Annotated in this window: 14 protein-coding genes and 1 pseudogene; 6 read left to right on the forward strand and 9 right to left on the reverse strand. The window is 35.6% G+C overall.

The features are described from left to right. Positions 1–18: 18 nt before the first annotated feature. The 6 genes from AC6CHU_RS16525 to AC6CHU_RS16550 form a co-directional block, all read right to left on the reverse strand. Entirely contained in the window at positions 19–4,500 is a 4,482-nt protein-coding gene (locus tag AC6CHU_RS16525; protein ID WP_498122369.1) for an amino acid adenylation domain-containing protein, read from the reverse strand. Further along, positions 4,497–8,732 carry a beta-ketoacyl synthase N-terminal-like domain-containing protein gene (locus AC6CHU_RS16530; protein ID WP_498122371.1) on the reverse strand — a complete coding sequence of 1,412 codons (4,236 nt, stop codon included), beginning with the start codon at positions 8,730–8,732 and terminating at the stop codon, positions 4,497–4,499. The genes AC6CHU_RS16525 and AC6CHU_RS16530 overlap by 4 nt, the downstream gene beginning before the upstream one ends. Beyond that, entirely contained in the window at positions 8,729–14,485 is a 5,757-nt protein-coding gene (locus AC6CHU_RS16535) for an amino acid adenylation domain-containing protein (RefSeq protein ID WP_498122372.1), read from the reverse strand. Before AC6CHU_RS16535 ends, AC6CHU_RS16530 begins: the two co-directional genes overlap by 4 nt. Continuing rightward, positions 14,469–15,194, reverse strand: coding sequence for a thioesterase II family protein (locus AC6CHU_RS16540; protein WP_498122374.1), 726 nt, complete (start codon positions 15,192–15,194; stop codon positions 14,469–14,471). The genes AC6CHU_RS16535 and AC6CHU_RS16540 overlap by 17 nt, the downstream gene beginning before the upstream one ends. Positions 15,195–15,261: 67 nt before the next feature. Next, positions 15,262–16,275: a fatty acid desaturase family protein gene (locus tag AC6CHU_RS16545; protein WP_236566207.1), complete on the reverse strand. Its 1,014-nt coding sequence runs from the start codon at positions 16,273–16,275 to the stop codon at positions 15,262–15,264. Between the two features lie 175 nt (positions 16,276–16,450). Further along, positions 16,451–17,476: a serine hydrolase domain-containing protein gene (locus AC6CHU_RS16550; protein ID WP_498122376.1), complete on the reverse strand. Its 1,026-nt coding sequence runs from the start codon at positions 17,474–17,476 to the stop codon at positions 16,451–16,453. 272 nt (positions 17,477–17,748) lie between these two features. On the opposite strand from AC6CHU_RS16550, the gene AC6CHU_RS16555 reads away from it, so the two are divergent. The 5 genes and pseudogenes from AC6CHU_RS16555 (at position 17,749) to AC6CHU_RS16575 (ending at position 20,983) form a co-directional block, all read left to right on the forward strand. After that, positions 17,749–18,468 (forward strand): 4'-phosphopantetheinyl transferase family protein, encoded by a 720-nt coding sequence (locus tag AC6CHU_RS16555; protein ID WP_498122378.1) that lies wholly within the window; start codon positions 17,749–17,751, stop codon positions 18,466–18,468. Positions 18,469–18,536: 68 nt separating this feature from the next. After that, positions 18,537–19,397, forward strand: coding sequence for a dimethylarginine dimethylaminohydrolase family protein (locus AC6CHU_RS16560; RefSeq protein ID WP_498122380.1), 861 nt, complete (start codon positions 18,537–18,539; stop codon positions 19,395–19,397). Between the two features lie 396 nt (positions 19,398–19,793). Beyond that, a pseudogene (locus AC6CHU_RS16565) lies at positions 19,794–20,035 on the forward strand (sigma factor); the annotation flags it as partial. Positions 20,036–20,309: 274 nt separating this feature from the next. Next, positions 20,310–20,756 (forward strand): YaiI/YqxD family protein, encoded by a 447-nt coding sequence (locus AC6CHU_RS16570; protein ID WP_159864551.1) that lies wholly within the window; start codon positions 20,310–20,312, stop codon positions 20,754–20,756. Positions 20,757–20,791: 35 nt separating this feature from the next. Next, the gene (locus AC6CHU_RS16575) at positions 20,792–20,983 is read left to right on the forward strand and encodes a hypothetical protein (RefSeq protein WP_159864554.1); all 192 of its coding nucleotides are present in this window, start codon (positions 20,792–20,794) and stop codon (positions 20,981–20,983) included. Between the two features lie 505 nt (positions 20,984–21,488). Here AC6CHU_RS16575 and purU read toward each other — a convergent pair. Then, a complete protein-coding gene (gene purU / locus AC6CHU_RS16580) occupies positions 21,489–22,388 on the reverse strand; it encodes a formyltetrahydrofolate deformylase (RefSeq protein WP_251284122.1) in 900 nt (299 codons plus the stop codon). 920 nt (positions 22,389–23,308) lie between these two features. Here purU and sigJ point away from each other — a divergent pair. Then, positions 23,309–24,178 (forward strand): RNA polymerase sigma factor SigJ, encoded by an 870-nt coding sequence (gene sigJ, locus AC6CHU_RS16585; RefSeq protein WP_251284178.1) that lies wholly within the window; start codon positions 23,309–23,311, stop codon positions 24,176–24,178. An 86-nt stretch (positions 24,179–24,264) separates the two neighbouring features. Here the strand turns inward: sigJ and AC6CHU_RS16590 are convergent, their stop codons facing one another. Beyond that, a complete protein-coding gene (locus AC6CHU_RS16590; protein WP_251284402.1) occupies positions 24,265–24,741 on the reverse strand; it encodes a carboxymuconolactone decarboxylase family protein in 477 nt (158 codons plus the stop codon). A gap of 350 nt (positions 24,742–25,091) precedes the next feature. After that, on the reverse strand, positions 25,092–26,033 hold the full coding sequence (locus AC6CHU_RS16595) for a hydroxymethylglutaryl-CoA lyase (RefSeq protein WP_159864563.1): 942 nt from the start codon (positions 26,031–26,033) through the stop codon (positions 25,092–25,094). Positions 26,034–26,054: the final 21 nt, after the last annotated feature.

Below are 26,054 nucleotides of genomic sequence, written 5' to 3' on the forward strand. Positions count from 1 at the left end.
TCACACCTTCCTATACTATTAATCAAATATTTCTTCCAGTTCTTCACTTGAAAGGTCTACCGTATCAAAATCAGAAGGGGTGAATTCAGTTTGATCACTTAAGCAACAATGTTTTATTAACTCTCTTAATTTCTCCATATAATCTTTAACAAGCTGTATAACAGTTGCAGATTTAAACGTTTTTCGGCCGTAAGTAAAAGAAACCATTAATTTGTTATCAACAATATAACTATTGATTTCAATTAAACTATCTAATTCGTTCATCTCACTTATATCTCTTCCGGAATTCTCTTCTGCTAATTGAAACAAATTATTAGAAAAAGAAGAGTTAAAATCACCAAGGTAATTAAAACGAATTAGTCTTGGTTGTTCATGTATGAATTCTTGAGTAATATATCTCAAAACTCCATAATGCAGTCCTTTGTTTGGAACATTCCGCATCTGTTCTTTAACATTTTTGATGTTTGAAGATAAAACATCACCCTTAATATTTAGCGTAATCGGGTATAAGCTAGTAAACCAGCCAATTACATTTGATACATCTATTTCTTCAGAAATGTTTTCACGTCCATGGCCTTCTAGCTCTATCGTTACTTCATTGCTTTTGTAATATTTGCTTAAAACCATGGCAAGTGCAGTGATCATTAATTCGTCAGCCTTAGTACGATAAGTTTTATTTGCATTTGTTAATAGTTGTGAAGTTTCCTCTTCTGTTAAATTCTCTTTTAAAGATTCACATTCTTTTAGCTGGTCCTGACCTGGTTCATAGTCAGAGAAGGATTGTGTTCTGGATTTCTGAATTACCTTGTTCCAATATTGCTTTTCTTCAATTGATATTTTCTTGCTCAAATCCTGTAGTACCGCAGCCCAGTCTTTTATCGATTTATTCAGAGAAGGAAGGTATAAATTGTTTTTCTTCTCTTCTAGCTGGGAATAGGTTTGATTTAACTCTTCAAGTAATATTCGCCATGAAACCCCATCAATGGCCAGGTGATGGGATGTAATCAACAGCCTTCTTCCGTTTGTACCCATTTCAAAGAAACTTGCCTTCAATAAGAAATCGCTGTTTATATTTATACTCGCTTTTAACTGTTCTCCGGTTCTCTCAATCTCTTTCAGCTGTTTTACTCTGAAGTGTCCCGATAAATCATGCGTTTTCACCTTTATTTGTTTATTCCGGTGGCTCTCATTAAAATAAAGACAATGATCTTTATTTGAAAAATTCAAACAAAAAGAGTCGTGTCTCTGCACTACATATTGCAATGCCTTTATTAGTAATTCAGAATCTACATCATCAGATAGTTTAAGCAATAATGATTGTGTATAATGATTTTTGTTATAAAAATCCTGTGAGAAAAACCAATCTGCAGCAGGTAAACCTTTTAATGTACCCTCACATGGCTGATTAATATTGTTTGAGCCATTGTGATTTAATTCTAGATATAAAATCATGTCAGCCATTACGGGATTCGCCAAAATATCTTTTGTCTTAATAGTAAATCCTTTTTCATTCAGTCTGGATACCAGCTGTATAGCCTTGATGGAATCCCCCCCAAGATAATAAAAATTATCTTGTATATCCACATCTGGTGTATTTAATACGTCAGAAACCACACTTAACAACTCTTCAGTTTTATTTGCATTGGAAATAGAACTCTTATCGAACTCAGGTTCTGGCAGTGCACTCCGGTCTATCTTCGCGTTAATAGTTAAAGGTAGTTCTTCAAGCTGTATAAAATAAGAAGGCACCATATAATCTGGTAAGAAATCTCTCAATAAATTCATTATTTCCTTTGAATCTATTTTTGCATCTCCTGTATAGTAGGCACATAAGTATTCCGAACCATTAACATATTGTTTCTTCACAACTACGGCTTCCTTAATACCAGGATAACGTTCAATACTCCTTTCAATCTCTGCTAATTCAATGCGAAATCCGCGAACCTTTATTTGGTCATCCACTCTTCTTATGTACTCCATCTTATCCACTTCTATAAACTTGCCTAAGTCACCTGTTCTATACATCAGCCCTTCAGATGAAAATGGATTATTTATAAATCTCTCTGATGTTAACTCAGGGTTATTTAAATAACCTTTCGCCACGCCCGCTCCTGCAATAAATATTTCTCCTGCCTCTCCGACGGGTACTGGGCTATGTTTGGAATCTAACAAATAGATTTGTACATTTTGAATAGGCTTCCCAATCGGTACGGTCAGTCTGTCATCCTGAACAGTATTAAATTGGTGTATCATACACCCAACAACGGTTTCTGTTGGACCATATTCATTGTAAATTATAGTCTTCCCCTTTGTTTTTTCCTGTAATCTATTCGCCAGTTTGACCGGGAAACTATCCCCCCCTACTATAATTTTGCGGATTGCAGTCATGTCTAAATCTGCATCTAACAGTATGGACAAATGAGAAGGAGTGAGTTTTATTATTGTTGCCTTTTGCTCCTTTATAATCTTATATAAGACATACTCATTTTTGTCTTGAGGGTATATAACGATTTGACTTCCTGAAATTAAGGGGGTAAAAATGGATGTTACTGTCAGATCAAAAGCAAGGGATGAATATAAAGGAAAAACTTCTTCTTCGCCTGCGCCTATATATTCTTTTTGAGCCCAAGTAATATAATTGACTAAGCCCTGTTGTGTTATCATCGCTCCTTTAGGTTTACCAGTTGAGCCAGATGTATAAATAATGTATGCCAGGTCTGTATACCTTACATTTTTATCAAAGGCTACTGCAGTATTTTCGTATATCGCGGAAGATCTCAAGTCTATTATTTCCACCTGATCTGTAATCTCCGAATACTCCAAACGGATGTTCGATAATAATATGGACACATTTGCGTCCTTCATCATGTAATTAATTCTGTCCAAAGGGTACTGAGGATCGATTGGTAAATAAACCCCTCCAGCTTTCAAGATACCTAATATTCCAATAATTGTTTCGAATGAGTGGGTCATTGCAACCCCTACTGCTGTATTTGTGGTAACCCCCTTCCTGACTAAATAATTTGCAATCTGATTCGACTTGTTATCTAAATCTCGATAGGAGAGAGCGCTGTCACCTAAAGTTATGGCAATCTTATTAGGTGTTCTCTCCACTTGATCTTTAAAAAGCTCTTGTATCGTTTTTTCTTTTGGATATTCAACCTGCGTATCATTGTACTGTTCAATTAATTGAGATTTCATTCTTTTTGACAATAGCTGTATATCATCTAATTTTTGATCTTCTCCTTCATCTAATATTTGCTCAATGAGAAACATCATACATTCGAAGATCATTTCAATCTGTTTGACTTCAAATTTATGAGTCTTATAATCAAAATCTAAATTAAATTCATGCTCCGACCATTCACGAATAATGACCTGAAGGTCGTATATTTGTGTTCCATTGTAAAATTCTTCATTTGAAACTTTCGCTCCATCTAGTTCGGCAGGTAAATTCGTGTTGTAATAATTAATACAGGCAGAAAATAAATCCCCAAAATCCTTCTTTTTCAACTCAAGATCTTGTACGAGTAAATTATAGGGATACTTTTGATGAAAGTAACAGTTTGTTAGCTCGTTATTAATACCCTTTACAACACCCGCTGCTGTCATTTCTCCGTTCAAGATATACCGAAAAGGCATTGTACTCGTAAACATCCCAAATATATTTTTTTCCTTTTTACCAGCTCTATTAAGTACTGGCATTCCAATCGTTAGGTCCTTGTGATTCGTAACCTTATATAAATACATATAATATAACGCTACAAAGAAAGAATATATTGAGACATCTTGTTCACTAGTAAACCTTTTTACCCTTCTAGTAACATGACTTGAAATTTTAAAGGATTTTCTTTCCCCAACCGAACATTCTAATTCAGTTTTTTCTGTTCTAAAAGGAACAGGAGTGAATTTTTTCATCCAGTACTCTTTATTCTTAAAAAAGCGTTTAGAAGATAAATAGTTTTCTTCTCTATTCAGAAAATAATCATAAGTCTCTTTATTAGAAACAGGTACTGCTCCACCCTTAATAACCTCTTTATAAACGTTAAAGACTTCGGAAGCTAATATATTAATAGACCAGCCGTCAGAGATTATATGATGCACCTTAACTAAATAACCACTTTCGCCGGAATCAGTTAGTTTAAAAAATATAAATCGGTACAAATCCTCTTCATAGAGATTAAAAGGAGTCTTTGCTTCTTCTCGAATCCATGCTTGCAGCTCCTCTTCATTGTTAAATTCATAAAGAGCTATATTCAGCCATCGATATTCACAAATATATTGCTTTACATCATTTTTAGTTTCTGTAAAACGATGTCGGATACCAGAATTATTCTTTATAAACTCATTAATAGAATATTCTAATGAGGGAAAATCTACATTCCCAGCAATTCTAACAACCCCGCCAATATTATGCATGGGCTGACTTGGATTAACTTTTTCTATAAGCCATATTCTTTTCTGAGGATGAGAAAGTGGAAAGTACTCTAGTTTCTTCACGGAGTCACCCCTTCTTTGTTTTGGAAATAGTTAACTTCCTGGCCATATTGAATCATTTTCTTAATTAATTGATCATCAATTTTTCTCCATTCAAATCCAATGTTCTTTAATTGTTGATTCGTTTTATCAGATTTAATATGAAATACAGTTTCTTCTTCATGAATTACACGGGATAAATCCTCCCCAACGCTGTGTAGTTGTAAATTATATATGTTAGCCGCATGCTGCTGATGCCGTTCGTCATCATAGATATAATAAATAAACTCCTGAAGTGTCATTTTGCTGATTTCTATATTAAGACCTGGCATTGTTAATAAATCAGAAAAACTAACATGTTCAGGATTAGAAATGTGGTAGGTTTCATTTCTTAGTTCTTTCTTATTAAATAAGCATGTAATTGCTCTGCTCACATCATCAACACAGCTGAAATCAGTATCACGTTCCATTTCAGGAACAAACCCCAGCGCAATATAGGACCTTAACATTGTATAAATAGCGTTCTGTTCAATATTCTCTTGGAACCTTCCACTTTCGGAATCAAACACGATATTCCCCACTCTAAAGATGTTTACGCATACTCCTTTACTTCTAACTTCTGTCAAGACCTTTTCTGCTTCCAGTTTTGTATTTGGGTATGGATTAGATATAGATTGTCCTAAATCATGATCATATTCTGTAAACAATATATCCTTATAGCCATCAATATTCCCGGAGGCTACCGCTAAAGTAGAGATATGATTAAAATCCTTTTTTACATTCCGAAGAGAGAATTCGACTAAATTTTTAGTAGACTTAACATTCATGTTAAAGGAATCTTCATACTTACCGTAATGGCTAACATTACCTGCAGAATGGATTATACATTCGACACTTTTACTGAGCTTTTCATATTCATGTGGATCCAGTCCTAAATTTTTCTTTACTAAATCACCAGCGTAAACAAACAACCTATGGCTGAAATCATTGTAGAACGCTTCCCCAAAATATGAAATAACTTTCATTTGTAACCGTTTATTAGCTCCTTCCACATTATTGCCTCTTACAATAAGGTGAACAGCAGCTCCTGTATGAATAAGAAGATCACGTAATAAATAGATACCAAGATATCCAGTACTGCCTGTCAATAAGATATTTTTATAGACTAGGTTTTCTACTGCATGTTCTTGCTGAATTGAAATCAGCTTCTTCTCATACTCCTTCTTTTTTTCAATATACTCTTCTTTATTTCCCTTAAGCATTTGATGTCGCTTTCCTCTATATGTCAAAAATTCAGCCAATTCCTTTTTGCTAAATTGTTTATCTTTTATATGGTTAATGCTTTTTGCAAGCTCATATGCAGTAGGAAATTCAAATAAATGATTGATTGTTATATCAAACTCTTTCTGCAGCCGTGTTACAACATTTACAGCGGTTAAGGAATCCCCGCCTTTTTCAAAGAAATTATCGAAGTAGTCAATATTCACTAACCCAGTTACATCCTTAAACGTTTGTAACACAATTTCTTCTTTACTGAATTTTGATCTAGTCACAGAGGATATGTTAATTTCACTGATGCTTTTAGAAACGACATCTGAATCAACATTTTTCTCCTTGCCTAAAACACTATAGTGAGTCCTATCAAAAGGATAGGTAGGTAAAGGGATTCTTGTTCGCTTCTCAGAACCGAAGAGTCTCATCCAATCTATCTTAATACCATTCACGAATAATTTCCCTAAATTTTGCAATAAAAAGGAGTCATCTGCCATTTTCATCTTTGAGTGACGTACAGTATTAATTATGAGAGGATGCAGCTCTTCAACTATATTTTGCATAAGCAAAGTGCTTAGTGTTCTTCCTGGGCCGACTTCAAGGTAAACATTTTCCTTTTCTTTCAATAAGACGCGAATGCCATCAGAAAAGAGGACTGTATGCCGCAAATGGTCAACCCAATATCTTGCGCTAGTCGCCTGTTGAACTGTAATCCAGTCACCAGTAACATTAGAAAGATAAGGTATTACCGGACTATTTAATTCAACCCTCTCCACAAAATCAGCAAATTCGCTTAAGATAGGCTCCATCATAGGAGAATGAAAAGCATGTGAGGCTGGCAAATCTTTATATTCGCAGCCCATTTCACGTAATAGATTTTTAAAAATGCTCATTGAATCGAAATTCCCTGAAACTACACAAGATACTCTGCTATTAACTGCCGCAATAGCTAATCCTGGTGTCAATAAGGGCTTGATCTGATCCGCGGAAGCTAAAACACTTACCATACTGCCCTGTGATAAACTTTGCATTAATGTTGCACGTTTGTGCACTAGCTTTAACGCGTCTTTTAAAGAAAGAACACCAGATAAGCAGGAAGCAACATATTCACCCAGACTGTGGCCAATCATTTTCTGGGGTTGTATTCCCCAATGCATTAACAATTTAGCTGTTGCATACTCAAAGCTAAACATAATTGGCTGAGTGTTTAATGTTTGATTTAATTCTTCACTGTCTATGGCTTTTTGGGCTGAAGGGTATAAGAATTTTTTAAAGTCAGTACCACTAATCTCTTGGAGAAGATGAAAACACCTATCTATTTCATTACGAAACACACTATATTGCTTATATAAATCCAGCCCCATATTTATATATTGTGACCCCTGACCGGGAAACATAAAGACAGTTTGTGAGCCGTTCCCCTTAGAACTGCCATTCATAACTCTTAGCGGGTCAAGAGTTTCAAGTACTTCACTGGCATCTTTCGCATCTGATGCAACAACTGCTCTTTTATACTTTAATTTTTTTCTGCCATTTAAAAGTGTATAAGAAACATCAGCCAGATTGACGTCTTGGTTATTCTTTAAATATATTGCAAGACGTTTTGTCTGACTTTCGAGTGATTCTTTTGTTTGTGCAGACAGACAAAGGAGTTGATCCTTTTTAATCTCGAGTTCAGACTCTTTTTTCGGTGCCTCTTCAAGTACAATATGAGCATTAGTCCCCCCCATTCCAAATGAGCTTACTCCCGCCCTTAATGGAGAAGGGCTATTCCATTCTATTAATTCCGAATTAACATAGAATGGGCTAGACTCAAAATTAATGTTTTTATTTGCTTTCTTGTAATTAATACTTGGTGGAATCATTTTATGCTTTATAGCTTGTACAGTCTTTATTACACCCGCTATACCCGCTGCATTATCCAGATGCCCTATATTTGCTTTAACTGATCCTAGCCCGCAAAAATCTTTTTCTTTAGAATTGAATGCAAGTTTTAGTGCTTCAACCTCTATCGGATCACCTAACTTAGTTCCTGTTCCATGAGCCTCTACATATGATATCGTTTCAGGTTCAACATCTGCCATTCTATGTGCAGCTTTAATAACATTTGCCTGTCCTTCTACACTAGGGGCTGTAAAACTGACCTTATCAGCCCCATCATTATTTATTGCAGACCCTTTAATCACTGCATGTATAGAGTCTCCATCATTAATAGCATCCTCTAGCCGCTTCAAGACAATGAATCCAGCCCCATTTCCGTTAACTGTACCATTTGCATCCTCATCAAACGGTCTGCATTGTCCATCTGGAGACAGAATCATTCCATCCTGATACATGTGCCCCCTTTTCTCGGGTAACGTTAGAGAGACACCACCTGCCAAAGATATATCACAATCTCCACTTAATAAAGCCTGGCAAGCCAAGTGAATTGCTACCAAAGAAGAAGAACATGCAGTTTGAACAGTATAGCTGGGTCCTTTCAAATTTAATTTGTGTGCAATCCTCGTACTAAAGAATTGAGATCCATTTAATAACTCTGCTTCCTTTAAATAATCTTTAGCATTATTAAAAACTGTACCCATCCAGTACAAATTCGTAGAAGCGCCTATATAAGTACCTATCAGGAACTGATGGTCGGCCGTTAAATACCCACTATGTTCCAATGCCTCCCATGCGCACTCGTGCAGTACTTTTAATTGCGGATCCATAACTTCTGCTTCGCGTGGTGAATATTCAAAAACATTTAAATCAAAGCTTTCAGTCCCTTCAATGGCTCCACCAGCCTTAACATATCTAGGGTCCTTTATAGTCTCTTCACTTATCCCTGAGTGAAGTAATTCCTCATCGGTAAATTTAGAAACAGAAGCTTTCCCAGCCTTTAAATTTTCCCAGAAAACATCAACATTTTCAGCTTCCGGAAACCTGCACGACATACCTATAATGGCAATTTCCAGGCCAGTTTGATCATTATTGGTTTGTATCATCTTCCCCCCCCCTTTCTTTGCCTTCTTTCCAATAATCTATTTCGGGCATTCATTCTGCCCTGCTCTCTATTCTTTATTTCATTCTCTGCATTAACATCAAATACATCATCTTTGTTTAACTCATTAGCAAGTGTGTGAATAGTGGTAAATCGGAACAATGTCACTACACTAATTTCTGTATTTAACTTTTTGTTTAGCTTTTCCGCAACCTGCACTATGGTTAAAGAATTTCCCCCTATTTCAAAAAAATGATCATTTACGCCAACTTCGGACAAGTTCAATACTTCTTTCCATATATCCGCAATCTCTTTTTCTAAGTTTGTTGCAGGTGCTTCATATGGTGTACCGGAAAAAAGGTACTCATTGTCCTCTAATTGCATTAAAAAGTTAATATCTACCTTATCGCTGCTTGTTAAAGGAATCCTTTCCAGCCTCACAAAGTGGGAAGGAATCATGTATTCCGGCAAATTTCTCATGAGATGCTGCCTTAGTTCCGTACTGGTCAATTTACGGTGAGATGTTAAATAAGCACATAGATATTCTTTATCTTCTCCACTTCTCTTAACCACCGCTACAGCATCGGTAATGTCCTCGTGCTGAAGAAGTTCGTCCTTAATTTCTTCTGGGTTCAGTCGCACTCCATTTAAATTCACCTGGTGATCTGCTCTTCCTATATAATCAACTTCTCCATTCAGCAGCCATCTTGCTAAATCTCCTGTTCTATACATCCTTGTATAGCCTTCAGAGCCAAATGGATTACATACGAATCTTTCTTGAGTTAAAGCTTCATTATTAAGATACCCTCTCCCTACCCCTTCACCCGCTATACATAACTCGCCAGTGACTCCAATTGGGACAGGCTTTAAATTTTGATCTAAGAGGTAAACCTTATAATTATTTAGCGGCCTTCCAATCGGTATAGAACTATAATAGCTGCCTTCACAAATATGGTAAGTTGTATTAATCGTTGTTTCTGTTGGCCCGTAAAAGTTTACGACCATTTCAACATCAGATGTCTTCACCAAAGCATTATAAAGACTCTTCGGTAATACCTCCCCACCTAAAAAGATAAATCGAAACTTATGCATTTTATCCATTTTGCTCATTAACATTTTTAAATGTGTTGGTGCAATATCCAATACCTTAATATTATTGCTGACTATATATTCCCAGATCTTATCAGGATCAAAGGTATGTTCCACTTTAGGAATATATAATGTACCACCTGTTGTTAATGGAAGGAAAATTTGTTGGACTGAAGCATCAAATGTAAATTTAGCTAGTAATATATGATGTAATCCGCTTTCTACATTAAAAGTATCTCTTAATCCAACTAACTGATTTACTACATTTTTGTGTTCGATCATCACGCCTTTTGGTTTGCCAGTTGTACCAGACGTATATATAACATAGGCTAAATCTTCAGGCTGGTTTATGTTTTCAATATAGTGGGAGAGTTCTTCTTTATAGGTAGTATGATTTAACAGCACAGTTCTAACTCTATCATCAAATTTATGTTCATTTTCCTGGTCTGTTAACACTATACTGCACTGACTATCTTTAATAAGATAATTGATTCTCTGTTGAGGGAATATTGGGTCTATAGGCAGGTATGCACCTCCAGCTTTTAAAATACCAAGCATCCCGACTGCCATATTTACAGAAGGTTCAGCCATTATCCCGACTACAGTATTCCGTTTAACTCCTGTTTTCCTCAAAAAACGTGATAACTGATTTGACCTCTTGTCTAATTCCTCATAACTAACAATGGAATTGTTATCCACAAGACTAGCCTCTGTATTACAAATGATAGCCTGAGAGATAAATAAATCTTGTATAGTTGTTCCTTCTTTAGTAAATGTTTTTGTATGATTAAAATCTGCTAATAATTGCTCTGTTTCCTCACGAGATAATATCTCAACATCCTTTATTGAGCTCTCAGTGTTATTAGAAATAAAAGATAGTATTTGCAAGTAATGCTGTGCCATTCTCTTTATTGTTTCTTTTTTAAAAAGTTGTTTAGCATATTTAAATTTCAGTTCTACCTTATTTTTTTGAACAAAGGTGTCTATTGAGATGTCAAACTGCGTCATATTACTTTCAAATGGATATTTGTAATAGGTTAATTCCTCATTTTCGCTTATAATATTTTCATTTTCTTCTATATTTTGAAGAGAGAACATTATATCAAAAAGAGGATTTCTTTCTGAATTACGTTCAACATCTATTTGGTCCACTAATTCCTCAAATGGATAATCTTCATGGTCAAGGCTTTCAACTACACAATTATTTACTTCTTCTAAAAATTCTCCGACGCTTTTTTCAGGATTAGGAAAATTCCTCATTACTATAGTGTTTACAAACATGCCAACAGCATTGTCCAAACCGGTATGAAATCTGCCGGAAGAAGGAGTGCCAATGGAAATATCGTCTTGTCCTGTGTATTTATTTAGTAATATATTTAATGCAGTTAACATTAAAGTGTAAAGCGTACTGCCGTTTTCAGCTGCCGTTCCTCTTAATTTAGCTGCCAAATGCGGTTCCAGAGTTAGGGTCATTTGATCAGAATATATATTCTGTTCTGTATTTCTGGGGTAATCAGTATTTAATTCAAGACGAGCACCTCCGTCTATGAACTTGTTCAACCAATATTCTTCACTGCTTTTAAAATTTTCAGAATTAAAAAAGCTTTCCTGCCATACTGCATAATCTTTATAGTGGATATTATTTTCTTCCAGTTTTTTATTGTTATATAAATTTATAAAATCATCCATGATTATATCCATGGATATGCCGTCAAAAATAATATGATGGAAGTCTGTCAATAACAAATGTTTGTTGTTTTCTATTTTTACTAACTTCACTCTGAATAACGGGGGTGTGTATAAATTAAATGGATTCATGAAACTTTTTAATTCTTCTTCTATATCACTATTTAGATTTTCAATAAATTCGACTTTTACTTGCATTTCTGGGTGAACCTTCTGAACTAAATCATTATTGACAAAAGAGAAGGAAGTTCGAAGTGATTCATGCCTTCGGACTAGTTCTTGAAATACGTTATCAATACGCCCGTAATCAAGTGGACCGTCCAGCATAGTCGCTGCAGGCAAGTTATAAGCTACAGATTCTTTATTTATTTGCCACATAATGAATTGTCTTTTCTGCTGGGAAGTTGCAGGATAATACTCCCTTGATTCCACAGGCTGGATAGCAGCACCAACATTCCTTTGCTGTCTATTTACTATTGTTGCAAGTTCCTTGATCGTCGGGTGTTTAAATAAGTCGCTTATCTGTAACCCTGCATTAAATGAATGATTTACCTTTAAAATAATGGCAGCGGCTTTTAAAGAATGTCCTCCAATTTCAAAAAAGTCATCGTTTATTCCTATAGGATTGATATTCAATATTTCTTCCCAAAGTTGAACGATGTACTTTTCTGCTTCTGTCTCAGGTGCAACATAATTAAAGTCTGAAGTGGGGTGATATTCCAATTTTGTCAGTGCTTTTCGATCAATCTTTTTATTTTGATTTAAAGGAAACTTTTCTAATTGAATAAAGTTATTTGGGATCATGAATTCAGGAAGCAGATCCAGTAAAAACTTTCTCAGTTCAGAAGCTGGGATTTTAAAATCCGATGAAAAAAATGCAGATAATGTTTTAGATCCAACTTCATCGGCAAGTGCAATCACCACTGCTTCATCAACATTTTGATGTTTTAACAATGCATTTTCAATTTCTCCTATCTCAACCCGATAACCTCTGACTTTTGTGAGATTATCTTTTCTGCCTATAAACTCAATATTGCCATCTGGCATCCATCGAGCTAAATCGCCAGTTCTATAAACTTTATTACTGTTACTGAATGGTACTTTAATAAACTTCTCGTCAGAAAGTCCTGGGTCATTGATGTATCCTTTTGATACTCCCGCTCCACCTATACATAATTCCCCTACAACCCCAATAGGTACCATGTTCATATTGTGATCAACTATATACAATTCTGTGTTATCTAAGGGCTTACCTATAGGAATACTTTCCCCTTTAGTAAAATCATGATCATTTATACGATAGAAGGATGCTAAATCCGTACATTCAGTAGGTCCATACGTATTTATCACTTCACAATTCAAGGCTGTAGAATCCATCAACGGTTTTATTTTTTTATTATTTATTGGCTCCCCACCGAGAAATATATACTTAAGTGCAGTCAATCTGTGGAAATCCGAACCCTCGTTATATGAAACAAGAGGATAAAAACCACTCGGTGTACTATTAAATACGGTAATTTTCCTGGAGTATATATAATCGGACATTTGGTTATAGTCATACACACCTGATTCATAAATATGTAATTTACCTCCGATAATTAAAGGGGCAAATATATTTTTATGGGCTGTGTCGAAACTTATTGGAGCTACTAATAAAACATGATCTGTACAATCCAGTTTAAATTCTGTCGTGTACCAATTCACCAAATTTACAAATGAATTCCTTTTAACCATCACACCCTTAGGCTCACCGGTACTTCCTGATGTATATAAGACATACATTAAACTCTCAGGTGATACCTCTAAATTAGGGTTTTCATGTGATTCATCACATTCCATAAAATGATCCATGTTAACAGTAGTCTGATCCGATATAATGTCTAACGAAATTTTATTATCTTTCAGTATGTAATGTATATTAGAATTCTGCAGTAAATACTTAATGCGTTCTTTAGGGTAGCTCGGGTCTAAGGGCATGTAAGCAGCACCGGCTTTTAATATTCCTAATGCAGCTACTGGTAATTCTAAAGAACGATCAATCATCAGTGCCACTACTTCACCTTCTGTAACACCGTTCTTTATAAAATGCTTAGCCAGCTTATTGGCCTTACTATTCAATTCCTGATAAGTTAGCTCTTGGCTTTGATAAACGACAGCTGTGTCATCTGGTGTTCTTAAAACTTGTTTTTCAAATAATTCAACAACAGAAGACCCTTTAGGATAAGGCTTAGATGAGTTATTAAAGTCATGCTCAATTAAGCGGCGTTCTTCATTAGATACAATTTCTATGTTTTGAAGCTTCTGATTTGGATCTTGAATCACTCTGGTAAAAAAACGATTCATCTGTTCCATTAAACGCTGTACAAACTCATCTGTATGCTTGTTATAGGTAACGTTGCAATGTATCCCGCTTTCATCCCAACAAAATTGGAATACGGCATCTGCGTACTCCTTATAACTGGAAACAGGGGCATTGATGTTTGATAGCTGGACAATTGTGCGGGGTCTGAAGATAGATCCTTCTTCTGTGCCGCTGCCATGTAATTTTTCTAAGGTATATTTGGATATTTGCTGGTTTTTATTGGATAATACCACATCTTCTTTAACTGAAAGGAGGAACTCTTTAAAACTCATGTTTTCTTTTATGCAGCTTTTAATTATAAGCGGATTGTCTTGATATGCGGCGCCTGCAGGAGATTTTATTACCGGCGTTCCAATTGAGATATCACTTGAACGTGTATATACAGAAAGGAGGTATTTTACACCAGTTATTAAAATAAGATATAACCCATACTCAGATTGATTACTCATAGCACACAATCCAGATGAGGTTTCATCTGGTAATTTATACGTAAGATACCCTTTTGAACGAATATTTCTACTTGAGTCAAATTGAGCAAAACTGCTTATTTCCAAACCCTTCGAAAATTTTGCAGCCCAATAATTCTCTTCTTCCGTTTTAAAACTATTCGTAGTAACCATAATATACCCCTCTTCTTAACAATGTTTTGTTCATCTTATTTACTATTTCCTTATAATGTTCGCTAATGAAGAAATGGTCACCTGGATATTTTAATACCTCCGTGTCATGATGAGTATAGTCAGACCACTTACTCATTTCTTGATCAGACATATTTTCATCACAACCATACATTACAGTGATTCCACTATTTAATTTCTTTATTTCGGAATTACAAACATACTCCTCCATCAACTTAAAATCAGCTCGAAGAATAGGAATAAAAATCTCCATTAACTGTTCATTATTAATAACCTCTAAAGGTGTGCCGTTAAATTTGTATAATTCTTCTTTGAACTCTTGATCAGGCAACTGATGAATTTTTTTTGTCCGGATTTTATTTGGCGGTTTAATACCTGACATGAACAAATGAACAGGAGGCTTATATCCTTTCTCCAATAGGCAGACACATACCTCATAGGCAATTAACCCACCCATACTATGACCAAAGAAAGCATAATCCCTTTCTTTTATCACAGGAATTATCTGTTCACATATATCCTTCACAGCTTCATTAAAATTGGAATAACACTTTTCATTGAACCTTTTTCCTCGCCCTGCATAGTGTATCGGCTGTAAATCAATGTTGGGTGAAAGGTGTTTTTTCCAGTTATAAAAGACCGCCTCAGATCCCCCTGCATACGGGAAACAAAATAAAACTACTTTACTCAAATTTATAACCCCTTCATTTTAGTGTTTAATTACACCATGTTCGTTAGATTAAATGTAATCTAGCATTCTATTGTTTATCTTTTAATTTATTCCAAAAAGGTATGTGCCCTTGAATATCATCTATAACAGAGGAGAAACCAGGGGCAAATGATAAAAAGAATCCTGTACAGTGATGAGCGTTACGGTAATCGGGATCTTCCAGTAATATCATGTGAGCCTTCTTAATATTGTAGTGTGGAACAGCGGGAAACAAATGATGAACTAAGTGGTATGAATTTCTATGAGGATGTAGTAACAAACGTTCGAGCCAATTTCCAAAGGAGTTTCTGGATGCAAAGATTTCTTTATCAGATTCAAGCCCTGCATGCTCAGCCATTTCAGCCCAATATTTCAAAATTTGAAAAGTAGTTATAAAAGGGACAAACCAGTATAAAATTAACTCTTGCCAAAAACCAAAGTAAATAGAACTCGCTAGAATTACACACCAAAACGAAATTCTAACAATTTGATCTATAAGCGGTTCACCTTTTGAATAAGCTGTAACCTTTATCATGCCTATTAAATAATTAGGAACGTGAACCAAAAAAACCGGCTTAACACAGTGACTTATAAAAAAAGAAATTTTATTCTTTGAAGGATTATCTAAGCCTACAATTTTGTATCTTTGTTTGTCAGGATCTATTTCACTCCATAAAAACCTGTGATGATTCATATGACTGCTGCAATAAGCCTTATAAGAAATGAATATAGGGTAAGCAGCAAAAATACTAGCCACCCATTTATTTAGTTTTTGATTTTTAAAAAGCATTCGATGACTCGCTTCGTGCATCATTATATCGAGCCCTCGCATTCTGCTGCCTATGATAAGAATTGCCAGCAAATACACCCAAATATTAGTGATGTATTGGTGGAGGGTAATGACTGAAGAAATAATTAACCAGTCAAGACCAATCGCAAAAAAGTTATACCAGTTATTTTTTTGTTGAAGTTCAAAAATCCTTAAAGTGATATCCTTAGTAAAACGGTGCTTCTCCAAGCCTTGATGAGGAATTCCATCTAAAACTCCAGCCTCTTTATTCAATTTTCTGACTCCTTTTTATATATTTTTACATTTCTAATGCATTTATATTTCACTAGGATTCAAGCTTGACAATCTTAAACTCCGAGATTCTTGATAAGAATCATAAAAAAGGGGGATTCGTCAATGACTAATCCCTTCTTCTGAATTTATATTACTTAAAATAAAGCTATCTCATTTATTTAGCAATTTGCTGAAAAAGGTCATCAATTTCTTTTACTATTGGATAGACACTTTGATCAATATTAGACAATATATGTGTTTGAATTTTAGATTTCATATTAACTGATGAATGCATTCTGACTCCAGGATCGAAGCCTAATACAAAATATTTCAATACATCATTTTGCTCCATAGAAATCCATACTCCATAACCATAAAAGATATTGTCATTACTGTTCACATAAGGTGTTAATAAGATTTTTCTATATTTCTCACTTAAGATTTTGTCATTCAAAAGCCCATTCCAGAATTTTTCTAAGTCGTTAACTGTAGAAAAAGCTCCACCATCGGGTCCACCTTTTACCGGAACAGAGTATATATTCGTTTTCCAGCCATCTTTATCATCTATGTACCCCAGCGCGACTCTATCTGGCAGTTGATCCATTCTGAAAAAACCAGAGTCTGTCATTCCACAAGGTTTGAAAATATGGTTCTCTACATATTCAGTAAAAGCCATTCCTGTAGTCTGTTCAACTATGAGTCCCAAAATAATATAACCCGAGTTACTATATGAGAACTTTGTTCCAGGGATGAACTTCATTTTTTCATTTTGAAATAGTGGTACGAAATCAACAGGTGATTGAACAGAATACATAGGCTTCTCGTTCCATATGCCTTCATAATCATCTGTGACTTCTTCATCAAAATAATCCGGTGCCCCAGATGTGTGAGTTAACAAATGATGAATTGTAATGTCCTCACTAAAGTTAGGGAATTGTATATCTAAACAATCCTTTAAACGTGTTTGAAAATCCAGCACACCTTTTTCTGCAAGCTGACAAATCGCTATAGACGTAAATATTTTACATCCCGATGCCATACCAAACCTTGTGTTCACATTGTTAGGAATACCCTCGCTGCGATTAGCTTGTCCATATCCTTCCTTTAGAAGAGTGTCTTGGTCATCCCGAACTAAGACAGCTCCTGAGAATTCTACCTCAGTATTCGAAACAATACGTCGCAGTTCATCGGTTTTGTTCATCCCCCATTCCCCTCCATTCATTTTTTGTAATATATGCAAAATAATGTTAACGCAAATTTCTCTTTAATATCAACAAAATTTAGAAAAATTTATCAATACCATTAAAAATGGTTATTTGTGCTTATATAGTTATAAAATTGTAGAAATAGTTAAAGAAAAGGTAAAGATTATTCAAAGTAAATTTTAATGTTGCAATTTCTTGACATCATTTCTTACAAAATATAGGCTGTATATGTATTTGTTAAAAAATTCAAAATTTTTGTGAGGTCTATATGGATTTAACAAATGAGAATGCAGAGGTTTATATTTTTAAAATAGGTCCCTTATTAACACCGGATGATATGCAAAAACAATTAGAGCAATTGCCATTATCTGAACAAAATAGAATAAATAAATATCATCACCAGGCAGACCGGCAAAGATCCTTGGCTGCTCAGGTTTTTATTCGAAAGAAACTAAAAAGGGCACTAAATTGTAACCTTGTAAATATTAAAAGATCTAGTAATGGCCGACCTTATTTGTGTCCATCCACCCATACATTTTCAGGAGATTTTAACCTTTCTCACTCTGAAGACAAGATCATATGCGGCTTTTCCTCAAATGGTAAGATTGGTGTAGACATCGAATCTATCAGGCCATTAGACCTGTCTATTATTGATTACTGTTTCACACAAGAAGAGAGGAAGTATTTTAACAGCCTGCAAGATCAAGAACGCCTTTTGTTTTTTTATAAAATCTGGACACTGAAGGAAGCTTATGTGAAGGCTATAGGGACAGGTATTACAGATTCTTTTTCACACTTTGGTTTTGATATGGATATGTGGAGATTAGGTGCCGTGGAAATGAGAGTTCATATGGAAGATGCTTCGGGATATCATTTTAAAATTATAGAACATTCGAATTACGCAGCTGCAATTTGCAGTGAACAGCCGTATACAAAAATTAGATTTATTGACGATAATCCATTAAATTGCATAGTGGATTTATCCTAACTAAATACAATACATAATACCCATAAAGCCAAAAAATCACAAAATCATATACAAAGTGAGGGATAATGATGAATGCAGATGCTGAACTTCTAAGATCTTGTTGTAATAATGAATACGATACTTTAAAGGAAGTTATTGTTTGTGAACCTAAAAATATAAACATAAATAGTTTAATAAATGAGACTCAAAAGCATTACATTTCTACAGGAGTAGATGTGCAAAAGGCTCGTATACAATTCGATCATTTCACAAAGATACTAAGGTCTAATGGTATAGTAACGCTTGAATTACCAACTAAAAGACTATTGAACGAACAGGTCTTCACCAGGGATATTGGCTTTACTATAGGAAATATGCTATTAGTTGGCAAGATGGCAAGTGAAGTAAGAAGAGAAGAGACATCAGTACTACAAAATTTTTTATCGAGCAACGACATCCCTTATTACAATATATTTAATCATTCTATTGAAGGCGGGGATGTGATTATTGATAATGAAATTGTATATGTAGGAATCAGTCAGCGAACAGATTGGAGTTCATATCTTGAACTTAAACATTTATTAAATGAACACACAGTAACCCCCCTACCCTTCTCACATCAATATTTACATCTGGATTGTGTATTTAATATCTTGTCGGAAAATCTAGCTTTAATCTATTCACCTGCCTTCTCAAGGCAAGAAATAAATCTCCTATCTGAAAAATATGATCTAATTGAAGTTGATCAAGAAGAGCAATTTTCTCTCGGCACCAATATCTTATCTTTAGGTAACCGCAGAATTGTGAGTTTGCCAAATAACAAAAAAGTAAATAACCAACTAAAACTCCACAGGTATGAAGTCATTGAAGTTGAATTTGATGAAATCATTAAATCTGGTGGTTCTTTCCGTTGCTGTACATTACCAATAAGAAGAGAAATGTCGTCCTAACTTCTCTATTTTGGAATACATAAGGGATTTTTATCCTATTAAACTCAGATAAATTTAGAGAGTTACCGAAGAAGATAGTAACACTCTTCCTTTTTTCATTTTTTTATAAATTTCCCACATCCTTTTGATTCTAAAAAATAGCGTCGGCCCTGTGGGCTGACGCTGAAAGCAATATTGTAATGTATTTCCTACAGAACTCCTAAAATACTCCCCATGCAGCCATTAACAATATCACTTCTAAACGGCTTTTTTTTCTTTCCTTTTTTAAGCAATTCCAGGTAATGATCAGCGTCATGTTACTGTAATGTTTTCTTTATAATGTCAATAATAAAATGTGAATGCTTTTTGTAAAAATCCCATGCTAACTTAACTGCTTGGATTTAATAGAAAGGATTCCTGTTTAAACTGGCCTATCAATTAACAGGTTATACCTCTGATGCAGAGGATGTTGTACATGATGTTTTTTAAAGTTATATGATGTCCCAAAGGAGAAGCTGAGTGATCCTAAAGCCTATCTTTGTAAAATGGTCACGAATCGGTGTTATGATATACAAAAATCGGCTCGCATAAAACGGGAGCAATATTTTGAGGAATGGCTGCCTGAACTGCTGTTTCATTCAAGTACTTGCGATAATACTGAACTGCAGATTCAGTGGACTTTTCAACTATCTCTTCTTTTTCTTCCTTAGACATATCATTACACCCCTGCAAAATTAATGCTGCCAAAACCAGTACCAGGATTCTCCTTTAATGCGCAATTGAACCACCATTTGCCAACACAATCTATAAAGTATAATATGAGGAAAGAAATTATAGCAAAAGAAAGAACTCTTGATCATTTCAAACAAAGTCACAAATCCCTTTGAAAAGGTAAAGTTTTATTAAGTAGAACTTCTTAACAGGAGGGAAAAGATGAAAATTTATGTGGATGCAGATGCTTGTCCGGTGAAAGAAGTTATTATTTCTGAAGCAAGGACTTTTGAAATTCCGGTTATCCTTGTTACAAGCTTTTCTCATTTTTCTAATGCAAAACAGCCATCCGGAGTGGAAACTATTTATGTTGATTCTGGAGCAGAAGCTGCAGATTATCGAATTGTGAAGTTAGTGGAAAAAGGAGATATTATCGTCACGCAAGATTATGGCCTTGCTTCACTAGGTTTAGCAAAAGGAGTGATCGTACTTCACCATAAAGGATTTAGATATACAAATGAAAATATTGACCAATTATTACAAACACGTTATTTAAGTGCAATGGCTAGAAAAGGCGGACAGCGAACAAAGGGACCAAAGCCTTTTACAGCAGAAGACCGGGAGCAATTTAGGGATCTTTTTAGACAGGTTATTTCTATTAAAAGTTAGGCTAAACTCAGAGATTCAGAAAGGAGATAAATATTTTGAAGTATATAAAATCGCAAATGCAACAACTAATTAAGGAAAATAAAGAATTGCATACACGCTTTAAAGAACTGAAGGTTGAGCATGGTCTTGAAAAAAACAATGCCCTAAAGGCCTTGTACCATTCAGAAGTTACGGATGGTGGAAAGTATCAGGCAGCTTACCAAGCACTTGAGCAGCCCAAGAAGTAATCACTTATATCTTATTTAGACTACTAAAAATTCCTCAAAAAAGAGGAGCTGTCCCTTCTTGAAATAACGTATTAACTTAACGCAACCGGCGTCAGGCCCTTTATACTTTGATAAATATCAACATTACCATATATTAACATATATAGTTTATCTGTCCAATTTGGTAAATGTTATTTCTGCTCAAATTTGATAACTCCCCCCACCAAAGCGCATCTAAAGGAAAATGGGGGATTTGTTCATGCACTTTTGATTCCATGGCTGCCTCAATCTCATTTTGCCTCTAAGCTATTCCTATTCAAATCGTTGTACACCTTTTTCCCACTACATTTCGGTAAAAATCTTCAGCAGAAAACAAAAAACACTTAAAAGTCCTTAGCCCTATGGGATATAGAGCTAAGGCTGCCTAAGGCTTTTTTATTATTTCCACTGTCTGCTTGACATGGGCAGATCACAAGAAAATGCATTACTAAACTGAGAGACAGGCGCTCATTACAGATCCTTTTTCTTAAAAAACAATTGTTTTATTTTCATGAACAATAATCCGGTCTTCTAAATGCCATTTAACCGCTCTGGCAAGAACACTTCGTTCAATAGAACGTCCGCTCTTTTTTAGATCATCTATATGATCCCGGTGGTCGACACGCTTGATATCTTGTTCAATGATTGGTCCTTCGTCAAGATCGTTTGTAACATAATGAGACGTTGCCCCAATTATTTTTACTCCGCGCTGATGGGCTCGATCATATGGCCTCGCACCAACAAATGCAGGAAGGAAAGAGTGATGAATATTAATGATCTTGAATGGATGAGCCTCTACAAAAACCGGCGTCAAAATCTGCATATATCTGGCTAAGATGATTAAGTCAATATCAAATTCTTTTAAAAGCTGCAGCTGTCTTTCTTCCACTTCCTCTCTATTTTCTTTGCTTGCTGGTATGTAAAAGAATGGAATATGCAAGGATTCTGCAATTTGTCTTGCTTCCTCGTGATTACTCACAATAAGAGCGATGTCGGTAAGCAAATCACCACTTTGCCATTCCCATAACAGCTCACGTAAACAATGAAGTTCTTTTGATACGAAAATAGCTGTCTTCTTCAATTCATAAACAAATGCTAATTTCCATTCCATTGAAAATGTTTCTGCGATTTCCTTAAATTGACTCTTCAACTCTTCTTCCTTCGACTGTAAACCAGGACATTCAAACTCGATTCGGATAAAAAAGGTGCCACCCTCTGGATTTGTCGAATATTGACTCGATTCGATAATATTAGCATCATACTGGAACAGAAACTGGGAAACAGCAGCCACAATACCCGGTTGATCAGGACAATTGATAAGCAGCCGCCCCCTGTTTTTTTGACTTTCTCTAAATACTTGAAGTTGATCTTGAATAGATGAAATCATATGAATCTCCTTTTTTAATTTTAATTACTATAATAGACTTATTGTTCTGGATTTAAAAGCATATTTTTTATAAAGTTATTTATTTGGGTTTATGGAATAGTTTAACATTGAGGAATGCTGAAACTTGGTGCCAGCCCTTTCAATGGAATGGACAGACAGGCACTTCTTCGAGTGAAATGTATACGAGAAAGAGCTGCTCGAATAAGCGGCATCGTTTTTATTTTACTTACATATGTTTTTTACTATTGGCCGTTGTCACTGGCTATGTAAGAAATTTTTGTAAATAAACAATTTAAAAAGTTGCCTGTCCCCAAGTATAGTAATGCCTATATAATTAGGGGACAGGCACACACCTTTATCATGATGTAAGATGTGTATGAAAAGAGCCTGCACTCAACTCGTCTCAGTGATTTATAAATTCTAAAAAATTCGTACACATTCTTATACCTGCTGGGCTTATTAGTTATTCTCTAATGCTGGAACTTATAGGTGATTTTTTTGGAAATGCATCTTAAGACAGCAAGCTCTTAGTCAAGAAATTTCCATCATACAGACGCATGTCAAAAACGGTTCCCTTAATTTTTCACCGAAAGCAAAAAAGTTCTATCAAGCAACGTGCCCCAGATATAATATATATAAAATCCCAAGTTTAAAATGAAATACATCTGTTTTTCAAAAAGTTTCCTTTGATTTTCTGCTATATAATTTGTTAAAATGCGGTACTTTAACTCCAAAGCTGTTTATAGTTAGTTAAAAAATAAACTCTTCCTAAGCCAACACTCATGTTAAGTAAAAAGAAGTTTGTGTAATAATTCTTGAACACCTCTCCTCTTTGTCACAAAAACTCTCCTTTACTCGTTTTATTTTTGGAGCCTTTGCTTTGTATCAGCATTTGGCCGAATAAGATTGGAAGTGAAATGATGCAGGAAATGTACATGCAATATAAAGGATTGCTGTTTAAACTGGCCTATCAATTGACAGGTTCTGCCTCTGATGCAGAGGATGTTGTACATGATGTTTTTTTGAAAATATATGATGTGCCAAAGGAGAAGCTGACGGATCCTAAAGCCTATCTTTGTAAAATGGTCACAAATCGGTGTTATGATATACAAAAATCGGCCCGCAAAAAGCGGGAGCAATATTATGGGGAATGGCTGCCGGAACCGCTGTTTCATTCGAATACTGGTGATGATTCCATCGAATCGGTTGAACGTGGTGATTTATTGTCTTATGCCATGATCGTACTGCTTGAACGGCTTACGCCAGCGGAGCGTGTTGTTTTTGTCCTGTGTGAAGCACTGGGCTTTGATTATAGGGAAATTGCAGAGCTCATCGAAAAAAGCGAGGCGAATTGCCGTAAACTATTCAGTCGTGCCCGTGCAAAAATGGGGATTTCCTCTGAAGAGCTTGATCATACGGAAACAGCCCCTAATGAACTGGTTACGGACTTTCTGGCAGCACTCAAACAAGGGAACATGAAGCGAATGGTATCCATGCTTGATCCTAATGTAATATTGGTCTCTGATGGCGGAGGAAAAGCAAAAGCTGCTATATTTCCTATTAAAACAAGTGATCATGTTGCCCGCTTTCTCATGGGAACTGTACACAAAGCATCAAGAGATGAAAGAGCAATGCCAATTGAAATCAGCATAATCAATGAACAGCCTGCTTTTATTCAGCGTTCTGATGATGGGATTCAGACGGTGGGCATCATTCATACTGAGGGAAATAGGATTCGGAATATATACATTGTCCGAAACCCGGACAAATTGAAGCCTACAGAGGTTTAATTCTTGAGACCGATAAGATGATTTCTTCCATCTTACCGGTCTTTTTTGTATGTTTAAGGTGAATGAGCTTTTCGTTGTTCTGCCACTCACAGTCCTGCTTTAGTTAATCCAAAAGCAGCGTCAGCAGAACCCGGCACATTTTTGAAAGCTATGCTGATACGGTTCCAGGCATTGATTGCCATTATGGAAAAGGTAAGATCAGATAATTCTTTTTCAGAAAGATGTTCACGAACACTGTCATAAACTTCATCAGGAACACCGTGTTCAGGCAGCTTAGTCAAAATCTCAGTCCATTCCAGCGCTGCTCGTTCGCGAGGGCTAAATAAAGTGGATTCGCGCCAAATCGGTATATGATAAAGACGAAGCTCACCCTCGCCATGAATCTTTGCCTGCTTGATATGCATATCCACGCAAAAGGCACATCCATTCATTTGTGAAGCTCTAATGTGAACGAGGTGTAGAATTTTCTCCTCAATGGAACTTTCCTTCTCAGCATTAGTCAGTGCCATCATCTTATTGAGGAATTCTGGTGAATGTTGCATGTAATTAATTCGTTGTGTCATTTTGGTTACCCCTTTTCTTTTATGAATTAGCAATGATTCTTGATCTAACGTTGAAATGTTTACTGTTTTTTAGCACTATCTTGGTTGAATCACCCTCCCTTGGCTGTGTTCATAAATAAAACGATGCAGGGGTTCTTTTTGTGACGCTTATAATTAAATTAGTTTATATCTTAAGTAAACGATTGGTTAAAGAGAGTTGGTGTAAGTATAGGGGCACCATAAAATAAGGGGAAAAAATAAGATTGAGGAACTATCAAAATGTTAATCCATCTGGTTACCCGATTTTAAATACCGGGTAACCGATAAAGAAATAACAAATTCGAGGATATTCTATTAATATGCTTTCTTGTTTATTCTCCAATTTTTACTTGTTCATTCGGTGATCTACTAAGGTCGGAACATTTCCCTGCTTTTAAGATGAAGCTGTTTGATTCATCCGGAAATCTTTCTTTTAACTCACTTCCAATTTTCATCACATTATCAAGCTGAATGCCTGTTCTGATTCCCATTTCCTCAAATCCGTGAACCAGATCTTCAGTAGCAATATTTCCGCTTGCATTTGGTGCATAGGGACACCCACCAAGACCTGCAGCAGAACTATCAAAATCCTTGATCCCTGTTTCCAGTCCGGCAACTGCATTAGCAAATGCCATACCTCTAGTATTATGCAGGTGCAGCGAAAAATGAAAATCTGGGAACTGAGACTTTAGTGTTGAAACAACGGTTTTTATTTTCACCGGATTTGCCATCCCGGTTGTATCCGCTAATGAGATATCCTTAATACCCAGTTCTTCGTATCGCCTGCAAATTTCAAGATGCCTCTCAATTGGGACATTTCCTTCATAAGGACATCCGAATGCAACAGAGATGGATCCGCCAATTTGAACAAGTGAATCTTCAGCAGATTTGACGAGACTTTCAAACGCCTTCATTGCTTCAAAGGTTGTGGTATTGGCATTGCTTAAACTATGAGAGTCTGTAGCAGACAGCATTAACTTCACTTTGTCAACATTGGCCGCTATGGCTCTTTCCATCCCTTTTACGTTTGGTACGAGAGCTCTTAATTTAACTCCTTGGACTCGTTTAATTTTAGTTAAAACGGCACTCGCATCGCTTAATTGCGGAATTGCCTTCGGGTGAACAAATGAAGTTACCTCGATTTGCCTAAAGCCGCAATCAATTAATCTATTTATATATTCAACTTTTTCTTCTGTCGGAATGACTTCTGACAAACTTTGAAACCCATCTCTAGGACATACTTCTGTAATGGTCACTTCATTTGGATATGACATTGTATAACCATTTCTCCTTTT

The sequence above is a fragment of the Cytobacillus sp. GQ23 genome (assembly GCF_059758675.1).